Source organism: Hydrogenobacter hydrogenophilus, assembly GCF_900215655.1.
Classification (GTDB): domain Bacteria; phylum Aquificota; class Aquificia; order Aquificales; family Aquificaceae; genus Hydrogenobacter; species Hydrogenobacter hydrogenophilus.
The window spans coordinates 1-21,365 of record NZ_OBEN01000002.1 but is presented as its reverse complement, the minus strand read 5'-3'; the positions used below and the strand labels follow the sequence as shown (position 1 = coordinate 21,365).

Annotated in this window: 20 protein-coding genes and 1 pseudogene; 10 read left to right on the top strand and 11 right to left on the bottom strand. The window is 43.7% G+C overall.

Going from position 1 to position 21,365, the window contains the following annotated elements:
* Positions 1-4 precede the first annotated feature (4 nt).
* From ispH to CP948_RS02770, 8 genes are read left to right on the top strand one after another with little or no spacing between them, the layout of a single operon-like run.
* A complete protein-coding gene (ispH, locus tag CP948_RS02805; RefSeq protein WP_096600900.1) occupies positions 5-886 on the top strand; it encodes a 4-hydroxy-3-methylbut-2-enyl diphosphate reductase in 882 nt (293 codons plus the stop codon).
* Positions 867-2,558: a potassium-transporting ATPase subunit KdpA gene (gene kdpA, locus CP948_RS02800; RefSeq protein WP_096600898.1), complete on the top strand. Its 1,692-nt coding sequence runs from the start codon at positions 867-869 to the stop codon at positions 2,556-2,558. Before ispH ends, kdpA begins: the two co-directional genes overlap by 20 nt.
* Before the next feature lie 2 nt (positions 2,559-2,560).
* Entirely contained in the window at positions 2,561-4,612 is a 2,052-nt protein-coding gene (kdpB, locus tag CP948_RS02795) for a potassium-transporting ATPase subunit KdpB (protein ID WP_096600896.1), read from the top strand.
* A gap of 6 nt (positions 4,613-4,618) precedes the next feature.
* Positions 4,619-5,194, top strand: a complete 576-nt coding sequence (gene kdpC, locus CP948_RS02790; RefSeq protein ID WP_096600894.1) for a potassium-transporting ATPase subunit KdpC — start codon at positions 4,619-4,621, stop codon at positions 5,192-5,194.
* Positions 5,178-6,428, top strand: coding sequence for a histidine kinase (locus CP948_RS02785; protein WP_096600892.1), 1,251 nt, complete (start codon positions 5,178-5,180; stop codon positions 6,426-6,428). Before kdpC ends, CP948_RS02785 begins: the two co-directional genes overlap by 17 nt.
* Before the next feature lie 9 nt (positions 6,429-6,437).
* Positions 6,438-7,118, top strand: coding sequence for a tetratricopeptide repeat protein (locus CP948_RS02780; RefSeq protein ID WP_096600890.1), 681 nt, complete (start codon positions 6,438-6,440; stop codon positions 7,116-7,118).
* Positions 7,115-7,813, top strand: a complete 699-nt coding sequence (gene uppS / locus CP948_RS02775; protein ID WP_096600888.1) for a polyprenyl diphosphate synthase — start codon at positions 7,115-7,117, stop codon at positions 7,811-7,813. Before CP948_RS02780 ends, uppS begins: the two co-directional genes overlap by 4 nt.
* Positions 7,791-8,534 (top strand): phosphatidate cytidylyltransferase, encoded by a 744-nt coding sequence (locus tag CP948_RS02770; protein WP_096600886.1) that lies wholly within the window; start codon positions 7,791-7,793, stop codon positions 8,532-8,534. The genes uppS and CP948_RS02770 overlap by 23 nt, the downstream gene beginning before the upstream one ends.
* An 82-nt stretch (positions 8,535-8,616) precedes the next feature.
* On the opposite strand, the gene deoC is transcribed toward CP948_RS02770, so the two are convergent.
* The 6 genes from deoC to CP948_RS02740 are packed head-to-tail and all read right to left on the bottom strand — an operon-like array spanning position 8,617 to position 14,394.
* On the bottom strand, positions 8,617-9,252 hold the full coding sequence (deoC, locus tag CP948_RS02765; protein WP_096600884.1) for a deoxyribose-phosphate aldolase: 636 nt from the start codon (positions 9,250-9,252) through the stop codon (positions 8,617-8,619).
* Positions 9,243-10,175 (bottom strand): NAD(P)/FAD-dependent oxidoreductase, encoded by a 933-nt coding sequence (locus CP948_RS02760; RefSeq protein WP_096601265.1) that lies wholly within the window; start codon positions 10,173-10,175, stop codon positions 9,243-9,245. Before CP948_RS02760 ends, deoC begins: the two co-directional genes overlap by 10 nt.
* A 2-nt stretch (positions 10,176-10,177) precedes the next feature.
* Complete coding sequence (locus tag CP948_RS02755) at positions 10,178-11,038, bottom strand: SDH family Clp fold serine proteinase (RefSeq protein ID WP_096600882.1); 861 nt, start codon at positions 11,036-11,038, stop codon at positions 10,178-10,180.
* 25 nt (positions 11,039-11,063) lie between these two features.
* On the bottom strand, positions 11,064-11,783 hold the full coding sequence (locus CP948_RS02750; protein ID WP_096600880.1) for a Crp/Fnr family transcriptional regulator: 720 nt from the start codon (positions 11,781-11,783) through the stop codon (positions 11,064-11,066).
* Entirely contained in the window at positions 11,741-12,820 is a 1,080-nt protein-coding gene (locus CP948_RS02745) for an aminopeptidase (RefSeq protein WP_096600878.1), read from the bottom strand. The genes CP948_RS02750 and CP948_RS02745 overlap by 43 nt, the downstream gene beginning before the upstream one ends.
* Before the next feature lie 26 nt (positions 12,821-12,846).
* Positions 12,847-14,394, bottom strand: a complete 1,548-nt coding sequence (locus tag CP948_RS02740; RefSeq protein ID WP_096600876.1) for an MlaD family protein — start codon at positions 14,392-14,394, stop codon at positions 12,847-12,849.
* Positions 14,395-14,550: 156 nt separating this feature from the next.
* On the opposite strand from CP948_RS02740, the gene CP948_RS02735 reads away from it, so the two are divergent.
* Together CP948_RS02735 and CP948_RS02730 are read left to right on the top strand one after the other, a co-directional pair.
* The gene (locus CP948_RS02735) at positions 14,551-15,057 is read left to right on the top strand and encodes a DsrE family protein (RefSeq protein WP_096600874.1); all 507 of its coding nucleotides are present in this window, start codon (positions 14,551-14,553) and stop codon (positions 15,055-15,057) included.
* Positions 15,058-15,069: 12 nt separating this feature from the next.
* Positions 15,070-16,659, top strand: coding sequence for a porin (locus CP948_RS02730; protein WP_096600872.1), 1,590 nt, complete (start codon positions 15,070-15,072; stop codon positions 16,657-16,659).
* Positions 16,660-16,673: 14 nt separating this feature from the next.
* Here CP948_RS02730 and CP948_RS02725 read toward each other — a convergent pair whose 3' ends face one another.
* From CP948_RS02725 to CP948_RS02705, 5 genes and pseudogenes are all read right to left on the bottom strand, one after another.
* A complete protein-coding gene (locus CP948_RS02725; protein WP_096600870.1) occupies positions 16,674-17,603 on the bottom strand; it encodes a Ppx/GppA phosphatase family protein in 930 nt (309 codons plus the stop codon).
* Entirely contained in the window at positions 17,600-18,232 is a 633-nt protein-coding gene (locus CP948_RS02720; protein ID WP_096600868.1) for an MBL fold metallo-hydrolase, read from the bottom strand. Before CP948_RS02720 ends, CP948_RS02725 begins: the two co-directional genes overlap by 4 nt.
* On the bottom strand, positions 18,229-19,617 hold the full coding sequence (locus tag CP948_RS02715; RefSeq protein ID WP_096600866.1) for an NADH-quinone oxidoreductase subunit N: 1,389 nt from the start codon (positions 19,615-19,617) through the stop codon (positions 18,229-18,231). Before CP948_RS02715 ends, CP948_RS02720 begins: the two co-directional genes overlap by 4 nt.
* Before the next feature lie 2 nt (positions 19,618-19,619).
* On the bottom strand, positions 19,620-21,086 hold the full coding sequence (locus CP948_RS02710) for a complex I subunit 4 family protein (protein ID WP_096600864.1): 1,467 nt from the start codon (positions 21,084-21,086) through the stop codon (positions 19,620-19,622).
* A 3-nt stretch (positions 21,087-21,089) separates the two neighbouring features.
* Positions 21,090-21,365 (bottom strand): annotated as a pseudogene (locus tag CP948_RS02705) (NADH-quinone oxidoreductase subunit L); the annotation flags it as partial.

The following is a 21,365-nucleotide window of genomic DNA, read 5'->3' as shown; positions in this document are numbered from 1 at the left end:
ATTCATGGTTGAGATATTGATAGCACCCCATGCAGGATTTTGTTTTGGAGTAAAGAGAGCTATACACATGGCTGAAAAAGCCTCACAGCTTGCCAAAGAGGGTAAAAGGGTTTTCACCATGGGACCCCTCATACACAACCCACAGGAGGTAGAAAGACTAAGAAAAGAAGGAGTTGAACTTCTAAAACAGGAGGAGGACTTAAAAGAAGGAGATACAGTCATCATAAGGTCGCACGGCATACCACCTTACAAAGAAAGAAAGCTTAGAGCTATAGGTTTGAATATAGTTGATGCTACATGCCCTTATGTAAAGGCTGTACACGAAGCTGTGGTGCAACTCTCTAAGGAGGGATATTTTGTCGTCCTTGTGGGTGAGAGGAACCATCCCGAGGTCATAGGCACATTGGGCTACCTTCAAGAGGTCGGTGGGGAAGGCACAGTTGTTGAGAAGAGAGAGGACCTCCTTTCTGTTCTCGGTAAAGATAAAGTGGGTATTGTGGCGCAAACAACTCAAGACGAACAGTTTTTCAAAGAGGTGGTAGGTGAAATAGCTCTTTGGGCAAAAGAGGTGAAGATAATAAACACCATATGCAATGCCACCTCAGAGAGACAAGAAGATGTTTACAAGCTTGCACCTGAAGTTGATGTGATGATCATAATAGGGGGTAAAAACAGTGGGAACACCAGGAGGCTCTATCAGATATCTAAAAGCCTAAATCCAAACACATATCATATAGAAACTGCAGACGAGATAAATAGGGAGTGGTTCGTAGGTGTGAAAAAAGTTGGTATAACTGCAGGAGCTTCTACTCCAGATTGGATAATAAAGGATGTGGTGGATAAGATAAAACTTATAATTAATTATCATGCAAACACTCATTCCTGATGTTTTAACCTTTGTTGTCTTTTTGGTCCTCTTAAGCTTGATAAGACCCCTTTTAGGGGAGTATATGGCAAGGGTCTTTAGCGCTAAGCTTCTGCCAGGGGAGGCGCTTATCTGCAAAGTTTTGGGTATAGACCCACAAAAGGAGATGAACTGGAAGGAGTACGCTTTTCATTTGCTTTCCTTCAACATATTGGGTATGGTAGTGCTCTTTCTCTTACTTGTCTTTCAGGGATACTTACCTCTGAACCCTCAGGGCTTTGGGGGCTTTTCTTGGAACCTTGCGCTCAATACTGCGGTGAGTTTCACTACCAACACAAACTGGCAAGCTTACTCAGGTGAAAACACTATCTCTTACCTTTCCCAGATGATGGGCCTTGCGGTCCAAAACTTTCTTTCTGCATCCACGGGTATAGTGGTGGTCTTGGCACTTTTGAGGGGCATAACCAGAGCGGAAACTCCCTACATAGGCAACTTCTGGGTGGATATCACGAGAGCCACTCTGTATGTACTGCTTCCCATATCCGTGTTTGGTGCCATCTTTTTGGTGAGCCAAGGAGTGATACAGAACCTTGACCCATATGTAAAGGTAAAGCTCTTAGACCCAGCTTTTGGTGGCAAAGAGCAGATCATACCCATGGGTCCTGTGGCAAGTCAAGAGGTTATAAAGCTTTTGGGTACCAACGGAGGTGGTTTCTTTGGTGCTAACTCTGCCCATCCCTTTGAAAATCCTACGCCCCTTTCTAACTTCTTTGAGTGTCTTCTTATGCTGATGATACCTGCATCCCTGACCTATACCTTTGGAAAGCTCACAGGTAGGCGCAGGCTGGGTCTTGTGCTGTACGGGGTTATGCTGGCTATATTTGTGAGTGCTTTGATTTTTGAGTACCTTTACATGTCTAAACCTCATCCAGACTTTGCGCGTATGGGTATAGAGGGTCCTTATGTGGAGGGTCAGGAGACGCGCTTTGGGATATCTGGTAGTGCTCTCTTTGGCGTGGTCACGGACTCCGCAGAGACGGGCGCGGTCAATGGCATGTTTGACTCTTACCTACCTTTGGCAGGCATGATACCTCTAATGTTGATGGCTCTGGGTGTTGCCTTTGGGGGAGTAGGAGCGGGTCTGTACGGCATGATAGCCTATATGATAATATCCGCATTCATCGCAGGTTTGATGGTGGGCAGAGTGCCCGAGTTCCTGCAAAAAAAGCTCTACCCCAGAGATATGTGGGCATCCGTTATCGCAGCTCTGACATCTACCTTCTTGATCCTCTTCCTTTCCTCTGTTGCACTCAAAACCAAGGCAGGCACCACCTCTATACTCAACCCCGGACCTCACGGCATCACTGAAGTGCTCTATGCTTATACCTCTACTGCCAACAACAACGGAAGTGCCTTTGCGGGCTTGAATGCCAACACGATCTTTTATAACCTCTCAACTGCCTTTGCTATGTTTGTAGGTAGGTATGTGCCCATAGTTGCCCTTCTGTTCCTCGCAGGTAGCTTCTCTCATAAGAAGACGGTACCCCAAAGCCCCCACAACCTCAGAGAAGACAGTCTGGTTTTTGCCATCTGGCTCATATTTGTGATACTGCTCATAAATGTCCTTGGCCTGTTCCCGGCTCTTTCTATGGGTCCTGTGCTTGAGCACTTTCTGCTGTACGCAGGAAACTAAACATGAAAAACGGTGCTTTTGGTAGGGATCTCCTTGTAAAGGCGCTCTATGGCTCCTTCAAGAAACTTAACCCCCTTGACCTCTGGCACAATCCTGTGATGTTCTCTGTGGAGTTAGGTGCCATAGTGCTCACTGTGGAGTTCGTGCTGGAGGCTTTGGGCTACAAAAAGGGCGTACTTTGGTTCACAGGATGGACTACCTTTTGGCTATGGCTCACTGTTTTGCTTTCTAACTTTGCGGAGAGCCTATCAGAGATAAGAGGCAAGGCGAGGGCAGAGTCCCTAAAGAGCTACAAAACCGCAGTGATGGCTAAAAAGCTCAGAGAGCCTTTGCCCGATAGCCCCTACGATACGGTGAGCTCTACGGACCTGAGGAAAGGAGACTTGGTGCTTGTGGAGGAGGGAGACATCATTCCAGGCGATGGTGAGATAGTAGAGGGTGCAGCGCTTGTGAACGAGGCGGCAGTCACGGGAGAGTCCGCACCTGTGATCAGGGAGGCGGGTTCGGACAGAAACGCAGTCATAGGAGGTACCAAGGTGGTAGCTGGTAGGATAGTGGTGAAGATAACAGCAAACCCCGGAGAGACCTTCCTAGACAAGATGATAGGCATGATAGAGACAGCAAAGCGTAGAAAGACACCCAACGAGAGAGCCCTTGAGGTCCTTCTTGTATCTCTCACCGCCATATTCTTGGTGGTGGTGCTAAACTTTAGGGTGCTTTCTGAGTACCTTGTAAGAACTACAGGTAGGGGTGAGCCCGCATCCATAACCATCCTTATGGCTCTTTTTGTGTGTCTTGCACCCACTACCATAGCAGCACTCTTGCCTGCCATAGGCATAGCGGGTATGGACAGGCTCTTTAGAAGAAATGTAGTAGCCCTTTCCGGAAGAGCCATAGAGGCAGCGGGAGATGTCAATGTGCTTCTGCTGGACAAAACAGGCACCATCACGCTGGGCAACAGGATGGCTTCCGAATTTATACCAGTGGGAAACCACACCTTTGAGGAATGCGTGCACACTGCCATGATAGCATCCATAGCGGACGAGACACCAGAGGGCAAGAGCATAATGGAGTTGGCAAAGAAGACCCTCGGTGTACGGTCAGACGCCCTGCCCAAGAATGTAAAGGTTATACCCTTCACCCCAGAGACCAAGATGAGCGGTGTAGAAGTAGACGGTCATAGCTACCGCAAAGGAGCTTTCAGCGCGGTAAAGGAGTATATCCTAAGGATAGGTGGCACGCTTCCCCCAGAGCTTGAGAGGGTGGTGGGTAGGATAGCCATGAGTGGTGCTACTCCGTTGGTGGTAGTCAAAGACAAAGAGGTGGTGGGAGTGGTGGCACTAAAGGATGTGCTAAAAGAGGGCATAAAGGCAAGGCTTGCCAAACTAAGGAACATGGGCATAAAGTCCATCATGATAACTGGTGACAATCCCCTGACCGCATCCGCAATAGCAAAGGAAGCAGGTGTGGACGACTTCGTGGCAGAGGCAAAACCCGAAGACAAGCTTAACCTCGTCAGGGACTTACAGAAACAAGGCTACATAGTGGCGATGACAGGTGATGGTACAAACGACGCACCAGCATTGGCGCAGGCAGATGTAGCGGTTGCTATGAACGCAGGCACTCAGGCGGCAAGAGAGGCTGCAAACCTCATAGACTTAGACTCAGACCCTTCTAAGCTCTTGGACATAGTGGAGGTAGGAAAGAGCATGCTCATAACGAGGGGTGCCCTTACCACCTTTTCCATAGCCAACGATATAGCCAAGTACTTTGTAATAGTGCCCTCCGCAGTCAGTCCCATCTTTCCACACTTAGACAAGCTCAATATCCTACGCTTAGAAGACCCGTATGTAGCAGTGCTTTCTGCGGTCATTTTCAACGCACTGATCATACCCGCTCTTACACCCCTTGCCCTAAAGGGAGCCTTCTACAGGGCGGTGGCACCTGACAAGCTCTTTGTGTATAACCTTCTCATCTACGGCGTGGGTGGTGTGATAGCACCCTTCGTAGCCATAAAGCTCATATACCACCTTATAGAGTTCTTTGTGGGGTAAGGTGCCATGAGAGATCTTCTAAAGACCACAAAGCTATACATACTACTCCTTATTATTACGGGCTTGGTGTATCCTCTCTTGATCACGCTCGTGTCTCAGGTAGTCTTCAGAGAAAAAGCCAAGGGAAGCATCGTGTACTACAAAGGACAGCCTGTAGGCTCAGAGTTAATAGCCCAACCCTTCCAGAGCCCATACCTTTTCTACAGCAGGCCATCTGCTACAAACTACGACACGCTTTCCAGCGGAGGCTCCAACTTGGGACCCACCAACCCTGAACTATACAAAGGGGTAAAAGAGAGGTTAGAAAACCTCAAAAAGCAAGACATAAAAGAACCCATCCCATCCTACTTGGTCTTTGCGTCCGCAAGCGGACTAGACCCTCATCTGCCTCCCTCCGCAGTCTACGCACAGGTGGAGCGCGTCTCCAAGAACACAGGCATACCGGAAGAAGAGCTACGCCAAATGATACAGAAGCACACAGAAGGGAGAACCTTTGGCTTTTTGGGACAGGAGAGGGTAAACATCCTTATGCTCAACTTGGAGCTTTTGGAGGTTATAGAAAAGCATGGACATAGAAGATAGGGACATAGAGAGAGAACTTCTGGCGCAGGAACTTTTGGAGCTAAGCGAGGCATACAAAGAAGAGCCTATCGGTGTAGGAAATCTCACCGTTTATCTGGGCTATGCGCCAGGTGTGGGTAAAACTTACGCCATGCTTTATGACGCACACCTTCTCAAAAAGGAAGGTATAGACATAGTGGTAGGCTACGCAGAGACCCACCAAAGACCAGAAACGGATGCCCTCTTAGAAGGCCTTGAGGTCATAGAGCCCAAGGTGGTGGAGTACAAGGGTCTCAAACTAAAAGAGGTAGACTACGAGAGTATACTGAGCAGAAAGCCACAGATAGTGATCATAGACGAGCTACCTCACACAAATCCCCCCGGCTTTCCTGAAGAGAAGAGGTACCAGAGCATAAAGAAGGTCTTAGACGCAGGCATAGATGTCTTTACCGCCATGAATATACAGCACTTAGAGAGTCTAAAGGACATAGTTTTGCAAATTACAGGTGTGGAAGTAAAGGAGACGGTCCCCGACCCCTTTGTGAAGAGTGCCAAAGAAATAAAGCTCATAGACTTACCCCCAAGGGACCTTCTCAAAAGGCTAAAAGAGGGTAAGGTTTATGTGAAGGACATGGCACAGGAGGCAGTCAACAGGTTTTTCAGGATAGGAAACCTGATAGCTTTGAGGACATTAGCCCTAAGGGTGCTTGCAGAACAGCTGGACGAAAGGCTCAAAGAGTACCTAAGACAGAGAGGCTTTTCGGGACCTCTTGGCTTTAAGGAGAAATTACTCGTAGGTATATACGCAAGCCCTTACGCCACACAGCTTGTGAGAGCAACCTATAGGCTCTCCTCTGAGCTTGGGGGTGTAGAGTGGATAGCCTTGTATGTAGAAACAGACAGAGCCAAAAACTTCACCGAAGAGGAGAAGAACTGGCTAAACAAAGCTATAGAACTCACCAAACGCTTAGGAGGTAGGGTAGAGGTTCTAAAAGGCAACAATGTGGCAAAGGAGATCATCAACTACGCCAAAAGGGAGGGTATCACCAAAATCATCTTGGGCAAGCCACGGAGGGAGGGTGCCTTTGCAGGCGGTATATACAAAGACCTCATCTTGCAGACAGAAGGTATAGATGTGTACCTAATAGCACCAAGGGGCAAAAAGGACATGCTACCAAGAGAAGAAAGCCAGAGCTTTTGGAAGAAGCTACTCAAAAAGTTAAAAGTCCACGAAACATTATACGGAGTGTTATAATTTTATCCTATGAAAAAAGCACTTTGGTTTATCCTTTTAGGTCTCACAGCGTGTGGTCCCATTACAAAGGAGGAGTTAGATCAGAGGTTTGCAAAAGTTGACGAGCGACTAAGCAAGCTTGAGGAAAGGCAAAGGAGACTTGAAGAGCAGAATATAAAAACGGAAACCAGGGTGGATAATCTCGCGGAAAGTCTCACAAAGCTTAGGCTTGAGGTAGAAAAACTAAAAACGGGTAAGGACAGTACAGTTTCTGTAAGGCTTCCGGAGGAAAGTAAAAAGAATATACAAATACAGCAAAAACCTTCGGAAAGTTATCAAGCAGAGTATGACGAAGCTATGAACCTATATAACCAAAAACAGCTTAGTCTTGCAAAGGAAAAGTTTATAGAATTCATAAGGAAAAATCCCAAAACCCCACTCACGGACAATGCTTACTTCTGGCTTGGGGCCGTCTTTAGAGACCTTGGAGAACTTGATAAGGCACAAGCGGTTTGGCTTACCTTAGTAGAAAAGTGTAAAAAAGGTGAATTACCAGACTGCAACAAAGCACCATCTGCGTATCTTCAACTTGCCAAACTTTACGAGCTTAAAGGTGATAGGCAAAGGGCTGACGAGTTTTATGAGAATGTAATTAAGGACTACCCTCTTTCGGAAGAGGCGGAGATAGCTAAGAGAAAGCTTGGAAAATGACCTCTCTGAAAATACCCAAACACATTGCGGTTATAATGGATGGGAACGGAAGATGGGCAAAGGAGAGAGGGCTTCCAAGAATAAGGGGACACTACGAGGGTGTAAAAAGGGCGGAGGAGCTTGTAGATACATGCTTACAGCTTAGTGTTAAGTATTTAACCCTCTTTACCTTTTCAACGGAAAACTGGAAAAGACCTAAGGAAGAAGTGAGGGCACTTTTTGAACTTTTTGAGTCTTACTTTAAAAAAAGAAAAGAGGACCTCATAAAAAAGGGCGTTAGACTAAAGTTTATAGGGAGGAGAGATAGATTATCAAAAAGACTCGTCCAACTTATGGAAGAGTTAGAAGAGGACAGCAAAGAGTGTAATAAGCTAACTGCCTGTATAGCCATTGATTACGGAGGTAGGGATGACATTTTAAGGGCTGTAAAGAAAGCCATATGTGCTGGATTGAGTGATGTTGATGAAATTACCTTTTCAAACTTACTTGACTTAGGTGGTCTGCCAGACCCAGACCTTCTTATAAGAACAGGAGGAGAAAAGAGAATATCCAACTTCCTTCTGTGGAATTTAGCCTATACAGAGCTCTACTTTACAGAGACTTACTGGCCTGATTTTGACAGAGCAGAGCTTCTAAAAGCCATAGAGGACTACTCAAGGAGGGTGAGAAAGTTTGGAGCGGTTCTACAAGAGTAGGGAGGTTGTAGGACTTACTGTAGGTCTTGTTTCTATAGGGGTGGCATTCTCACCTTCTTATGTTTTTCTTTTTGCGGTAGCCTTTTTGTCCCTTGTCATCGCTTGGGAGGTATCAAAAGCTCTTATGTTTTATCTTAATCCTTTAATTGCAGTTTTGGTATTTTTAGTTGCCTGTATCCATACTGGTGTTGGTATAGTCCTTTCTGCCTTTTTCTCCCTAGTCATAGGCTACAGAAGTTGGAACATGGAGGACTTCCTGAAAGCTCTTTTTGTTCTTATATACGCAGGAGTTTTACCATCCTACCTTTATAGCATCAAAGTAATAGACAGCTACCAACTTTTAAAGCTTTTGATCTTTGTGTGGGTTGTGGATATATCTTCCTACTATGTGGGAAAAAACTTTGGTAAACACGCCTTCTTTCCTAAGCTTTCACCTAAAAAAACTTGGGAGGGCTTTATTGGTGGTTTTGTAGGTGGTATAACTTTTTTATATTTTGCTTCAGATATTCCTGTAATCTATGGGTGTTTTTTGGTTCTTTGTGCTGTGATTGGTGATCTTTTTAAAAGCTTTATAAAGAGACAGGTAGGAATAAAGGATTTTTCTGGAGTGCTCGGAGAACATGGTGGTTTTACAGACAGATTTGACTCTTTACTCTTTACCGCTCCTGTTTACTTGGCTCTTGTGAACCACCTCGTATCACAGATACAGAGCTTCGGGTGAGTTTTGACGCCACAAACAGTAGCATTTTTACTCAAAGTTTTACTTATATTCTTGATTGAAAGATAATAATCATATTCCTCTTTTATTTTAGTATCTCAAAGGTGTGGCTGGTGCCTATTCTTTCTGCTCCTATTTTCAGAAACCTTTGCGCTTGCTCCTTGGTCTTGATGCCTCCGGATGCTTTTACTTTAATCTGTCCTTTTGATAGCTTCACTAAAAGCTCAACATCCTCTTCCTTTGCACCTTCAGGAGCGTATCCCGTAGAGGTTTTAACAAACTCCATACCTGCATCTATTACAAGCTCCAACGCTCTTTTTATCTCATCTGTGGTAAGATAGGCTGTTTCTATTATAACTTTTCTCGTGTATCCTTCTGTATGCCTACTTAGTGCTTTTAGTTCCTCAGCTACATATCCCAAAAGTCCGCTCTTGAAGGCAGATATGTTCATAACTATGTCAAGCTCGTCCGCTCCGTCCTCCAAAGCTTTCAGAGACTGCTTTACCTTTTGCTCTTTTGTATCAAGCCCGAAGGGAAAGGAAACCGCACAACAGACTTTTAGACTCTTGCCCGCTAAAGCTCTTGCCCTTTTTACCCAGAAAGGGTTAATACAGACTCCGTAGACTCCCAGCTCTTTGCACTTTTCTACTTGCTCTTCAAGGCCCTTGAGAGTATGGTTAGGTTTCAGTATGGAATGGTCTATATATTTGCTTAGATCCACGAGCTCACCCCGTAAGTAAGATCGTGGTATATGGAAAGCAGAGCCTTTGCACCCTCTCCTGCAGCTGTTATGATCTGCTTAGCAAATATGTTGGTGCAATCTCCAGCAGCGTAAATGCCTTTCTCTGAAGTCCTGTTGTTGCAATCTATTATTATTATTTCTCCTCTGTTTGTAGTTAAAACGCCAAGTTCTTTAGCAAGTTCTGAGTTAGGCTTTAAACCAATCTCCACAAACACTCCTTCCACATCAATAGTATAAGTTTCACCTTTTTGCATATCTTCCAAGATAACCCTTTTGACCTCTTTTCCATCTCCATCTATCTGTAGTACCCTGTGTTTGAGAAGAGGCACAACCTTTGAATTTCCGAGTACTTTATCTCTGAGTACTTCATCTGCAATAAACCTATCGGATATTTCCACTATGTATATCTGCGAAGCGTAATTGAGCAACTGCTCTACCGCCTCAAAACCAGAATTTCCACCACCTACCACAACCACCTTTTTATCCTTAAAAAACGGAGCATCGCATGTATAGCAGTAAGACACGCCCCTTCCTGTGTACTCTTTTTCGCCCGGAACATTTAGTTTTCTGTGCTCAGCTCCTGTACAGAAAAGCACGGTTTTTGCTTCGTACTCCTTGCCAGAGAGCGTCTTGAGTTTAAAACCCTCATTTTTTCTTTCTACTTTAATAACTTCATCTAATATGGGTTTTACACCGAGTTTTTCCATCTGCTGTATCATCTTCTCCACAAAGGCTATTCCATCCACCATAGCGTACCCAAGGTAGTTTTCTATTTCTCCCGCTTTTATCACCTGCCCTCCCACTTCGCGCGTTATTAAAAGAAAATCCATCTTTTTCCTTGAAGCGTATATGCTTGCGGATATACCCGCAGGTCCACCACCCACTATAATAAGCTGGTGCATCATCACTTCACACCGTGAGTTTTGTAAGGCACAGGTATGTATTGAACGGAAGGCACTTGGGAGCCCATAGGTTGTGGGAAGAGCTCCATAAGAGCGTACACTTCTTCTGGCACATCTGTGCTTACATTAAGTCCTATCTCTTTGAGCTTTTCCACACTTAGAGGATAATCGTGAGTGTACTTGCCTGTGGCAAGCTCTTGAGCTATAGTTTTTGCCTTGTTCTCTTCCATACCGTTATTTTTTAAAAGATTCACGAGGTATTCCACCATTTGATCTATAGCTTTTTTAGCCACATCAGCCAGTATAAGGGTTTGATCGTCTATCTCGTTGATGTTTTTGAGCTCAAGCACCTTAAGTATAGATGCAGCAGGCATCTGTCCCAGCTGTGGGTCAACGGGACCAAGCACTGCATTGTGATCCATAATGATCTCATCAGCAGCAAGGGCTATAAGGGTACCACCAGACATGGCATAGTGAGGTACTATTACTCTTACAGGAGCCTTGTGTCTTGAAAGGGCATTAGCTATCTGCGTAGCGGCAAGAGCAAGACCACCGGGCGTGTGTATGATGAGGTCTATGGGCATGTCCTCCGGAGTCATTCTTATGGCTCTTAGGACCTGTTCCGAGTCCTCTATGTTTATAAACCTAAATATGGGGACACCCAGTAGCGCAAGACTTTCTTGTCTGTGTATTAGAGTTATAACCCTACTTCCTCTTTTCCTTTCAAGCTTTTCTATTATGGCTTCTCTGGCTTTATCCAGCAAAAACCTCCTCCATACGGGTAGAACTACGAAAAGTATGAGAAGTAAAATCCAGAAGAGATTAAAAATGTACGCTATTGGATTAAAGTAGGGTTGTTCCATAAAAAACAATTATAACGTATACACGCTAAATTACCAACTTTTCTAACTCCCTTCTTTTTATTATCTCTATGTATCCCCTCTCTGTGTTTATAATACCCTGCTTTTTCCACTTACTCATGACTCTTATGGTGGTCTCCACTGTAGTGCCCGTCATTTCCGCTATGTCAAGCCTTGTTAAAGGTGCTTCTATTATTATGGTGTCATCGTACTTTTTACCTATTCTGTCCGCTATCTCCAAAAGCACCTTTGCGATCCTCTCTTCCACTTTTCCTCCCGCTATGCTCTTTATGGTTTCGTAGGTCTGTATGAGGTTTGCTGTTGCCTCACAGGTCATTTTTATGGCTACTGCAGGGTGTTTTATAGCAAGGTTTATAAAGTCCTTGTTGGAAATGTAAAGAGCTTTGGATTCTGTCATAGACTTGGCTGTGTATGTGTTTTTAGGAGCCTTTTTACCCCACTCTATCCACCCAAACACATCCCCAGGATACACGAGCCTAACTATCACTATACGTGCATCTTGCGTCTCCTTCAAAAGCTTTATGAGTCCCTCTATGAGTATGTATATACCGGGTTCCGCTTCCTCTTCAAAAAATATGTACTCATTTCGTCTAAACTCTTTGACTTGCATATACTTTATAGCCTCTTTTAGCTCCTCTTCTCCTAAACCTTCAAAAAGGTGTATGTTTTTGAGCATATCCAACTTTATGTGCATATCTTCCCTTTCTCTAATAGCCTCTTTTGCCATCCTTTACCTCCTACTATAACTTCTGGTTTAAAAACTACATAATCCGTGTGAAAGGGTACTCTGTTAATACCACCAAAGGTGTGGTTATCTCCTATGGCTATGTGAATAGTACCAAGTATTTTTTCTGCTTCTAACACATTGTCCACCCTTTTAGCTCCTGGGTTTGTACCTACACCAAACTCCGCTATGAACCTTGCATTTTCGTACTTTTTAAACACATCCTCAAGGGTGTATCTGTATGGCTCAAAACCTTCTATCTCTTCCACAGCACCATCTTTAAACTTAAGACTGATGGGTCTTTCTAACCTTCTGTCAGGACCGTAAGTGATCACGAGCTTTCCGTAAGCTGATGTTTCCAAAGGTGCAATAAATGCTTCTCCTGCGGGAAGGTTTCCAAAATCACCCCTTGTGTGAAATAGTCCCGTATCCGCTATGGCTTTCCTATCTTGAAGGGAGAACTCTACGCTTGTGCCTTCCTCACCTTTTACGATGGCCCACTCTGCTTCCGTTAGTATGTCTGCCACATCGCTACTTAATCTGCTTACTAAGTTCCAATCTACATTCATGGGACCTTCAAACATGTCAGGGTCAAAGAGAGGCATAGATGCGTAGCGCGCTCCAAACACCTCTGTAAGAAGCTTTCTGTAAAAGGTGTGGGTAGTGGAATAATAAGGAAATGCTATCACAACTTGAGGGACATCTTGCGCATGTTCCTTGATGATGTTTATCACTTCTTGTTCTGGGTAAGCTTCTTTGTTAAGCAGTTTTTCCAAAAATCCCTTTTCTTTTAAAAGGTCTATTGCCTTTCCCCCAAAGGTGGCTCTCCATACCTCTTCTGGTGGTTCTTTACCGTGAGACTTAAGGGATGCATAAAGAACATACCTCACCTTTGCGGTGATTCCTTTGGCAACCTCCAAGAACTCTTCTAAAAGCTCCACTAAGTAATCCTTTTCATCATCTACAAGTAAAAGCAGACTCTCGCCCTGTTTTAGGTCCATATTCACCTTATAGAGCCTGTATATATGATCTTCGTACATGGTAATAAAATTTAAACCATTTTTTGTTAAAAAGGTATCTTCAAAGTACCAATTAGGTATTTAAGGTCGTTGTCTGTAAATAAGAGTCCTACACCACCAAAAGCACCTCTCAGCTTGGAATTCAAAAGGTCATCTGCCCCAAAGCGCACAAAGAGTGGTCCGCTCACTTTGTAGTTTACACCCACTTGAAGGTTAGGCTTGAGGTTTCTATCTTGGGGTCTATCGCGTCTTCCAAAATCCCACAGGTCAGAGGTGAAGGTAATTTTCTCGTTGTAAACGAGGTCCGCACCAATACCCCCAGTGGATTCCTTTAGTCCACCCCTGAGCACCAAGCTTTTGTCTCCCATTATGGGGAATATTCTTGCATATTGCAGTGTAAACTGTGGTTTGAATTCCTTTTTTACTACAGTCTGGTTAGGAAGGATCTCTTCTCTATAAACTCTACCTCTTGAGTTTCCCACCACCTCAAGAAGGTAATACTTTTGTTCATCAGGTTGCAAGGCTATACTTAGGATTCCCTTTGAATCACCCGCCTTGTAAAGCTCTGCTCTAAAGCCTATGTAAAGGTTAGCTTTGTCCGCTACTTCTCCTGCTTTGGCAAAGGTTTTGGTAGCAAAGTTTATATTTCTGTATAGCTCTTCGTCTTTGACCAGCTTACCCAACGTGCCTTCGCCTTTTTCTATTCTTGCAAGGATTCTGTGAAGGTTCTCTGTGGCTTCCGCAAGGTTTGAAGTGGTTGTTTTGAGATTCTGCCTGTTTTCTAACACAACCGCATTGAGGTTATTAGAAAGCTCGTTAAGGTTTTTGGCAAGCTCAGGGAGTGTTCCTTTAAGTCCGTATGTAAGTTCTTTTAGGTTTTCAACGGTTTGTCTCAGATCCTGCCTGTTTTCAACTGTCAGTTTATCCACATCTTGAGCCAATCTGTCCACAGACGCTATGGCGGAAGGTAGGGTCCTGTTTAGGTTTGCCACCAGCATATTGAGGTTCGCTATGGTCTGCCTGAGGTTCTCTCTGTTTTCTATAGAGATCTTGCTTAGGGTGTCCGAGAGCAGTTCAAGGTTTTGAACTATTCTTCTTATGTCCTCTCTGTTCTCCGCAAGAATCATATGAAAGTTTTCTACCATGAGCCTGATAGCCTCAGAAGCGTTGGTAAGCTCCTTTACCATTCTATCTGTGTCTGCATAACTGTAAGTTTTGGGTATGGCAGAACCCTCAGAAAGCACACCAGAGGAGGGATCACCAGGGTTTATAGATAAGTACTTGTCTCCCATAAGCCCCAGTGTGCCTATCTGGGCGCTCGCATCTTTGTAGAGCTGTATATCCTTATCTATTTCAAACACTACTTCTACTCTTCCGTCTTTTAACTCTACGCTACGCACCTTTCCACTCTTTATTCCGGCAACCCTCACCTCCGCACCTTTTGATAGTCCACCCACATTGTCAAAATAAACTTTATAAACCTTTACGCCGGGTTTGAAAAAGGGAATCTCTCCAAAAGTGAGTACAAGAAATGCAAAAGCAAGGGATACAGCAACTACAAAAGCACCTACCTTAAATTCTGTGGACAGTTTCATATAGTTTATATTAACCTAATTTCTTCTTGATGACATTTTGACAACGTTTTGTCTTTTTGACAATACACCCTTAGATTGGTGCGTTGAAAAACAAAGCTTTTTTGCAAAGAAGGTACTGGCATACTCTTTGCATCTCTTTGTTAAAGGAGGTGCACCATGGACAGAAGAAGCTTCTTTAAGATTGGGGTTTTGATGGGGTTTATTCCCATATTGAATAAGTTAGCTCATTCAGCACCTGCTAAGATCAATCCCAGTGATTTAAAAAAAGACACACCTATAGCGGTTGTTTACCACTGTGACTTTCCACAGGAGGCACGTTTTAGTGCCATGCTTAGCAACATAGGTAATCACCTATCTGTGTATGATAACGATCCCTTCAAGATAAAGATAGTTGTTGTGGCACACGGTCCTGGTGTGAAGTTCTTCATGAAGGATCTTTCGGGAAGCCCTTGGGAAAACGAGCCCATAAACATTTCGGAACTTGCAAGAAGGGAAAAGGACCTGACGCTTTACGGCGTTGAGTACTACATATGCAACATAACGCTAACACGCTTAAGACTAAATCCAGACAAGCTTCACGAGTTTACTAAGATAGTACCCTCAGGTGTGGGTGCTATAGGAGAGCTTCAGTCAAAGGGTTTTGCGTACATAAAAGTTCAGTAAAAGGAGGAAGGAATGAAAAAGGGAAAAATTTTAAGCTCAGGGCTTTTGATGGCTTGCCTTTTTGCTCCCGAATTTGCACATGCTATAAGACTCTCTGGTCCCGCAGAGGAACAATACCTTGACATTAACTTCCTAATGCAACTTTGGTTCAGACACCAAAACATAAGTTCCACAAACAGGCCTAACTTTGTAAACGCGAGCGACAGGGACGATGTATTCTTCAGAAGGGTGAGGCTAAGGTTTTTTGGCAGTGCTTCTCCTTGGTTCAAGTTCAACTTGGTTTTAAGGGATAACGACTTTGGGAGAGATCCATACGATGCACCCTTTGGTGGACAGCCAACACACTCCAAAAGGCAGAGCAACAGAAACACTGGTTATTTCCATGAGTTTGATGCGATACTTGTTCCAAGCGCTATGATGGATACAAAAGGAATAACTTTTGACCTGCATTTGGGTTATCCGAGAGTACCTTTGGGAAGAGAGCAGTTTCAGAGAGCCTACGATAACTTGGATTTAGACAGGACAAACGCTTCTTTGAGGTGGGCGCATTTAGCGATAGGAGATGTGACAGGTAGAGCCTTTGGTGGTTATGCACATATAAGAGCTTCTAACAAGGGTAGTGGTTATTCTAAGATCACCCTTGACGGTTTTGTGGGTGCTTTCGGAGGCTTTAAAAATGTTAAAAACCCGTGGGATGAATCCGTTGTAGGTGTAAGTACAGGTACTCCTTTGTGTGGGTATACATCCCCTAATCCCGCAATAGCTACTTGCCTTTCCAAAGCAAGAGGTAATTCTTCTAACAACTTTCTGTACACTTTTAGGGCAACGGTGCAGTTTGGAGAGCCAGAAGGCAAACCAGCCATATACAACTGGCTTTACAGGGATACATACCTCGGAAAGAGGAAGGGCATTACCTTAGGTGTTTCTTACGCTTTTCAGAATAAAATAAGCCAACATATAATTACGGACACTCAGGGTATATCCCCCGGATTTCTTGGAAACGGAGCTCCTTCAAACGGTGCGGGGACAGTAAATGTGAGAATACCCTACCTTCTCTTACCCAATCCTATAGGTGTAAGTAGTCCTACTGTATCTGACAGTCTTTTGAATAACAAGGTGGACATGAAGTTTTACGGTGCGGACATAGCGTGGCATCACGGACCCATCTCCTTTGTGGCTGAGGTAGGTCAGGTGAAGTTTAGCAAACTCCTCCTTACGGACGGTGTCAACAACCCGTATCCTGGAAGGAGTATAAAGAACGACTTTTGGCTTGTTAAAGCTGGCTATATGATAAACCCTAATGCGGTGCATAAGTTTGAACCTTACATTAGCTACTCAGAGTACAAACCCCAGATAGTTCAGGTAGGTAGCGGTGCAAACGCAAGACTGTATGGAGACGCTACCAACTTTGTAGGTGCCAACCAACTCACAGCGGGTCAAGACAGGTCAAGCCTTGGGAAGATAAAACAGGTAGGCATAGGAATAAACTACTACTACAAGAGTGAGAACTTCAGGTGGACTTTAGAGTACACAAGGTTTGACGAGCAGAGGAACAAGATAAACAACGATGCGGTGACCCTACAGTTTCAGTGGATCTTTTAGAAGCTGTCAAGCCCCTACTCACCTCCCTTTTCTTTCTCTTTTTTTCTTTTTAAATACTCATCAACGATTATGCCTTCCTTTAGTCCCCAATCACTCACGAGTATCTCCTTCTTTCCAAACAACACCATGCTCCTGTAAAATATGATTATTCCCGGGATAATGACCTTTGCCCTCTTTGGCTCTATCTGAGGGAAGCTCTTTATCCTTTGCTCTTCTTTCATGGAACTTAGGGTCTCAAGCCAGAACATGACACTATCAAGGCTGAGCCTTTTGCCATGCACCATATGACCTTTGTATGGAAAAACTCCGTATTCTATAGCTGCAATGGTGGTTATAGTGCCTCCCAAACCTACCAAAGTTTGGCAGTCTTCTTTTACTTCCTTTATCTGCTCGTCTAAAAAGTTCTTAAGAGACTCAAGTTCGTAGTTAAGAGGAGGGTCGTTATGTATAAACTCTTCCGTTAAGTTCACTATACCAAAAGGTAAGGAGGCTACTTTTTCTGGTAGAAGGTCCTGACCGCACACATACTCTGTTGATCCCCCTCCTTGGTCTATTATGCAGAACTTACCTTCGGGTCTTAAAGAGTATCCTACTGCAAGAAAGGCGTATCTACCTTCTTCTTCTGGGCTGATTACCTTTACTTCTAAGCCAAGGCTCTCTTTTACCATGCTAATAAACTCTTGAGTGTTTTTTGCTATCCTAAGAGCCTGTGTGCCTACAGCAACTATGCTATCCACTTTAAACTCTTTGGCTTTATTTATGTAATCTTTTAGCACGCCGAGGGTATACTCCATTTTCTCTTTCTGTAAAAGCCCGGAGCTTTTGACTCCTTCACTTAGAGCGGTTATATTGCCTTCTTCGTAGATAATCTCAAGCCCATCTTGTATGTTCCCTATACTGAGCCTGCAAGAGTAAGAGCCTATATCTATGACTGCTACCTTCAAAACAGACCCCTCAGATAAGGATTGAAAACCCTCTCGTGTCCTATGGTAGTCTCTTCGTAGTGTCCACAAACTACCAATGTATCATCTGGAAGCTCGCTAAACACCCTCCGCAAGGATTTTTTAAGATCTTCTAAACTGCCACCTGGTAGGTCCCACCTTCCTACGCCACCTCTGAAAAGGAGGTCTCCTGCAATGAGAAGGCTGTGCTCTTGCGCATAAAGACAGCAGAGTCCGGGTGTATGTCCCGGTGTGTGAAGCACCCTAAGGGTGATCTTACCTACCTTTATTTCTTTTCCATCTTCTAAAAATTCGTCAGGTTCAGGGCACGGAAGATTAGCACCTATATGCTTTTCAAATCCTGGCCATATAGGGTCGTTTATAAGGAAAACATCTGCTTTGTGTAGGTAAAAGGGAACACGGAATTTTTCCTTAAGGGTTCTTACCTGACCCACATGGTCTATGTGTCCGTGTGTGCATACTATGGCAGTGAGTTCAAAACCTTCAAGCTCCTTTTCTATCTTTTGTGCATCCGCACCAGGATCAAACACAACAGCCTTTCCTTCCTCCTCATCAACCAAGATGGAACAGTTCACAGAGAGCATGCCTACTGGAAGAACTTTGAGCATCATAGCCCTTTGAGTATAAGGTCATAAAGAGCATTGGGGAAAAGGCCTAAAGACACTACAGCCATCGCACACACTAATATAACAAGAGCTTCTCCCACAGATATTTCTGCCTTTTGCCACTTTCTTTCCCTGCCTTCCATAAACATATAAACTATCACCTTAAGATAATACCCTGCGGATATAAGGCTTGCCAGTAAGAAAAGCAAAGCCAGAGGCAAAAATCCGAGCTTTATAAGACCTGCAAAGATACCCAGCTTGCCTATAAAGAGAGCCATGGGTGGTATCCCTATCATGGCAAATAGAAAAAGGGACAGAAACACCGCTAAAAGCGTATCGTACCTTCCAAGTCCCCTATAGTCCATAAAGTGGTGCGTAAAGTTCTCCCTTTTTTCAAGAACCGCAAGTATTACAAAAGAGCCAAAGGATGCAAAAGCATAGACGGACAGATAAAAGAGCATAGCGGAGTTTAAAAATTTATCCCATACAACTACGCCCAGCAAAAAGTAGCCTGCATGTGCTACAGAAGAGTATGCCAAAAGTCTCTTTACAGACCTCTGAACATAGGCTATCAATCCAGCGTAGAACATGGAGAGAACAGACAGAAGGATCACTAAAAGCACCCACGCTTTCATCTGTGAAAAGAGCATAGCCATCTTAGAAAGCAAGAAGTAGAGAGCAATCTTAGGAGCTGTTGATATGTAAGCAGTTATAGGTGTAGGAGCCCCTTCATAAGCGTCTGGTGTCCAAAAGTGGAAGGGAACGGAAGAAACCTTAAGAGCCAAAGCGGAAAGGATCAGGAACATACCCAATAAGAAAAGAGTATTATCTTGTGAATATTGCTTAAGCGTTAGGCTACCTACAGCACCGTAGTAAAAGGCACTTCCAAAGGCTAACATGGCTGTACCTATGCTACCTATAACCAGATACTTATAAGACGCTTCCTTTGAAAGGTATTCTCCTTTAAAAGTACCTATGAGTATGTACATGGTTATTGATGCAAGTTCCAAGGATAAAAAGAGAAGTGCTAAGTTAGCAGAAGAAACAAGAAGAGAAAGTCCTAAAGAAGCCAAAAGTACAAGATACGCAAGCTCACCGTACTCTGAACTTTTTTTGAGAAAGTAGTCATAACTCGCAAAAAGACTCAAGCCCGTGATAATATATATCAAGCCCTTGGCAATAAGACTGTAAGTGTCTGTGTAAAGAACACCAAAGAAAGCTTGTGTAGGTGTTTGTACTAAAAACAGGGAAAGCACGCTCAGTAAAGGAACGAGTCCTGCTACAAAAATGAGCAGTTTGTAATGTTTCCTGCTCAAGAAAAGTTCAAGAAAGAACACCACGAGGATACCTATTGAAAGCAGGAGTTCGGGCAGAATAGCATTCCAGTTCACCTTTAGCCCCCTAAAACGTACCTTGAAGTTTGTTCAACTATTTTAACAAAAGGTAGAGGGTATAACCCTAACAAAAAGGCACAAGCTAATATGAGCACAAAAGGTATAAAATGATGAAGTTCTAAATCCTTAAGATGTTTCCACTTTTCAAGCCTATACTCGGATATGGTTTCTTCCTCAAACATAACCCTTTTGTACATATAGAGGAAGTAAGCAGCACTGAGTATCATACCAGTTCCTGCTATAAAAGCCCAAAGAGGGAAGTTTTTAAAAGTGCCCAAAAATACCAAAAACTCCGCCACAAAACCAGCAAGTCCAGGAAACCCTATTCCCGCAAGGCCACTTATCATAAAAACTACCGCAAGTTTTGGTAGATATCTGGCAAGCCCTCCAAGGTCATCCATGTGATAGCTGTGTATCCTGTCGTATATAAAGCCTGCGGACATAAAGAGCGTTGCAGAAGAAAGTCCGTGAGCGATCATCATGTATATGGCACCGTTCAAAGCGTTTATGTCCGACGCAAAAGTGCCTAATGTAACTACACCCATGTGGCTTATGGAAGAATAAGCTATAAGCCTTTTTATGTGCGTTTGAGCTATAGCCATCATGGCAGCATATATGATAGCTACCAAGCTTAGAAAGAATATGAGAGGAATATAGTATTTGCTAGCTTCTGGAAAGAGAGGTAAAGAGTAGCGCACAAAACCGTAAGTACCCATCTTAAGAAGTACAGCAGCAAGTATCACAGACCCTGCGGTAGGAGCTTCTACGTGAGCATCAGGAAGCCAAGTGTGGACAGGCCACATGGGGATCTTTACTGCAAAACCTATACCAAAAAGTAGGAAAGCTAAAAGTTGTAGCCAAAGAGGGTAGCTAAAGTTTTTGTGAAAGGTGTAATCAAAGGATATTTGCCCTGTGGTTATGTATACGTAGGCTATCAAAGATGCTATACCCAAAAGTAAGAACAGGCTACCAAAAAATGTATAAACAAAAAACTTATTGGCAGCGTAGACTTTCCTTTCGTGTCCCCACAGACCTATAATGAAGTACATAGGTATGAGCATGCCTTCCCAGAATATGTAAAAGAGGAAAAAGTCCAGAGCTGAAAAGACACCTAAACATGCAGTCTCAAGTATCAAAAATAAAGCATGATACAGGTTTGGTCTGTCCTCTATCTTCCAAGACCAGATAAAAGATGCAAAGAACATGATAGCAGTCATAAGTAGCAAAGATATGGCCATACCATCAACGCCTATGTGATAATAAATCCCAAGTGTTGGTATCCATGGGTACTTGGTCTCATACTGAAAACCCCCCTTGCTCCAATCAAAACCCAAAAAGAGTGTGAGGATAAGTAAAAGCACTACGCCAGAAGAAAATACAGAGATTAGCTTGGAAAACTTCTCTCGTCTTAATAAGAGCACTAATATGCCAGCAAGAAGAGGTAGGAATATGGCTACGCTTAACATCCATCACCTCCAGAAGATTAGTAGAAGAAGTATAACGGTAAAGCCTGCGTATATAAAAAGGCTATAATAATTTATCTTACCACTTTGGAGCGGTGTCAAAAGGCTTCCAAAAAACTGCGCACTGTAATAAGTGTTATTCACCGTATTGTCTATAAACTGCCTTTCCATGAAAAGATACACAACCTTAGACACCATCAGATAGCCTTTGGCAAGCACTTTGTGGTAGAGTCTTTCTGTGTAGAACTGTTCCCTGAAGGTGTCCGCTATGGGTTTTAAAAG

Excerpts from the sequence above, each read along its gene's own strand:
- CP948_RS02730 (WP_096600872.1), top strand. The coding sequence starts at position 15,070 with ATGAAAAAGGGAAAAATTTTAAGCTCAGGGCTTTTGATGGCTTGCCTT.
- kdpA (WP_096600898.1), top strand. The coding sequence starts at position 867 with ATGCAAACACTCATTCCTGATGTTTTAACCTTTGTTGTCTTTTTGGTC.
- CP948_RS02720 (WP_096600868.1), bottom strand. The coding sequence starts at position 18,232 with ATGATGCTCAAAGTTCTTCCAGTAGGCATGCTCTCTGTGAACTGTTCC.
- uppS (WP_096600888.1), top strand. The coding sequence starts at position 7,115 with ATGACCTCTCTGAAAATACCCAAACACATTGCGGTTATAATGGATGGG.
- kdpC (WP_096600894.1), top strand. The coding sequence starts at position 4,619 with ATGAGAGATCTTCTAAAGACCACAAAGCTATACATACTACTCCTTATT.
- CP948_RS02740 (WP_096600876.1), bottom strand. The coding sequence starts at position 14,394 with ATGAAACTGTCCACAGAATTTAAGGTAGGTGCTTTTGTAGTTGCTGTA.
- CP948_RS02735 (WP_096600874.1), top strand. The coding sequence starts at position 14,551 with ATGGACAGAAGAAGCTTCTTTAAGATTGGGGTTTTGATGGGGTTTATT.
- kdpB (WP_096600896.1), top strand. The coding sequence starts at position 2,561 with ATGAAAAACGGTGCTTTTGGTAGGGATCTCCTTGTAAAGGCGCTCTAT.
- CP948_RS02745 (WP_096600878.1), bottom strand. The coding sequence starts at position 12,820 with ATGTACGAAGATCATATATACAGGCTCTATAAGGTGAATATGGACCTA.
- CP948_RS02750 (WP_096600880.1), bottom strand. The coding sequence starts at position 11,783 with ATGGCAAAAGAGGCTATTAGAGAAAGGGAAGATATGCACATAAAGTTG.
- CP948_RS02710 (WP_096600864.1), bottom strand. The coding sequence starts at position 21,086 with ATGTTAAGCGTAGCCATATTCCTACCTCTTCTTGCTGGCATATTAGTG.
- CP948_RS02785 (WP_096600892.1), top strand. The coding sequence starts at position 5,178 with ATGGACATAGAAGATAGGGACATAGAGAGAGAACTTCTGGCGCAGGAA.
- ispH (WP_096600900.1), top strand. The coding sequence starts at position 5 with ATGGTTGAGATATTGATAGCACCCCATGCAGGATTTTGTTTTGGAGTA.
- CP948_RS02755 (WP_096600882.1), bottom strand. The coding sequence starts at position 11,038 with ATGGAACAACCCTACTTTAATCCAATAGCGTACATTTTTAATCTCTTC.
- CP948_RS02760 (WP_096601265.1), bottom strand. The coding sequence starts at position 10,175 with ATGCACCAGCTTATTATAGTGGGTGGTGGACCTGCGGGTATATCCGCA.
- CP948_RS02780 (WP_096600890.1), top strand. The coding sequence starts at position 6,438 with ATGAAAAAAGCACTTTGGTTTATCCTTTTAGGTCTCACAGCGTGTGGT.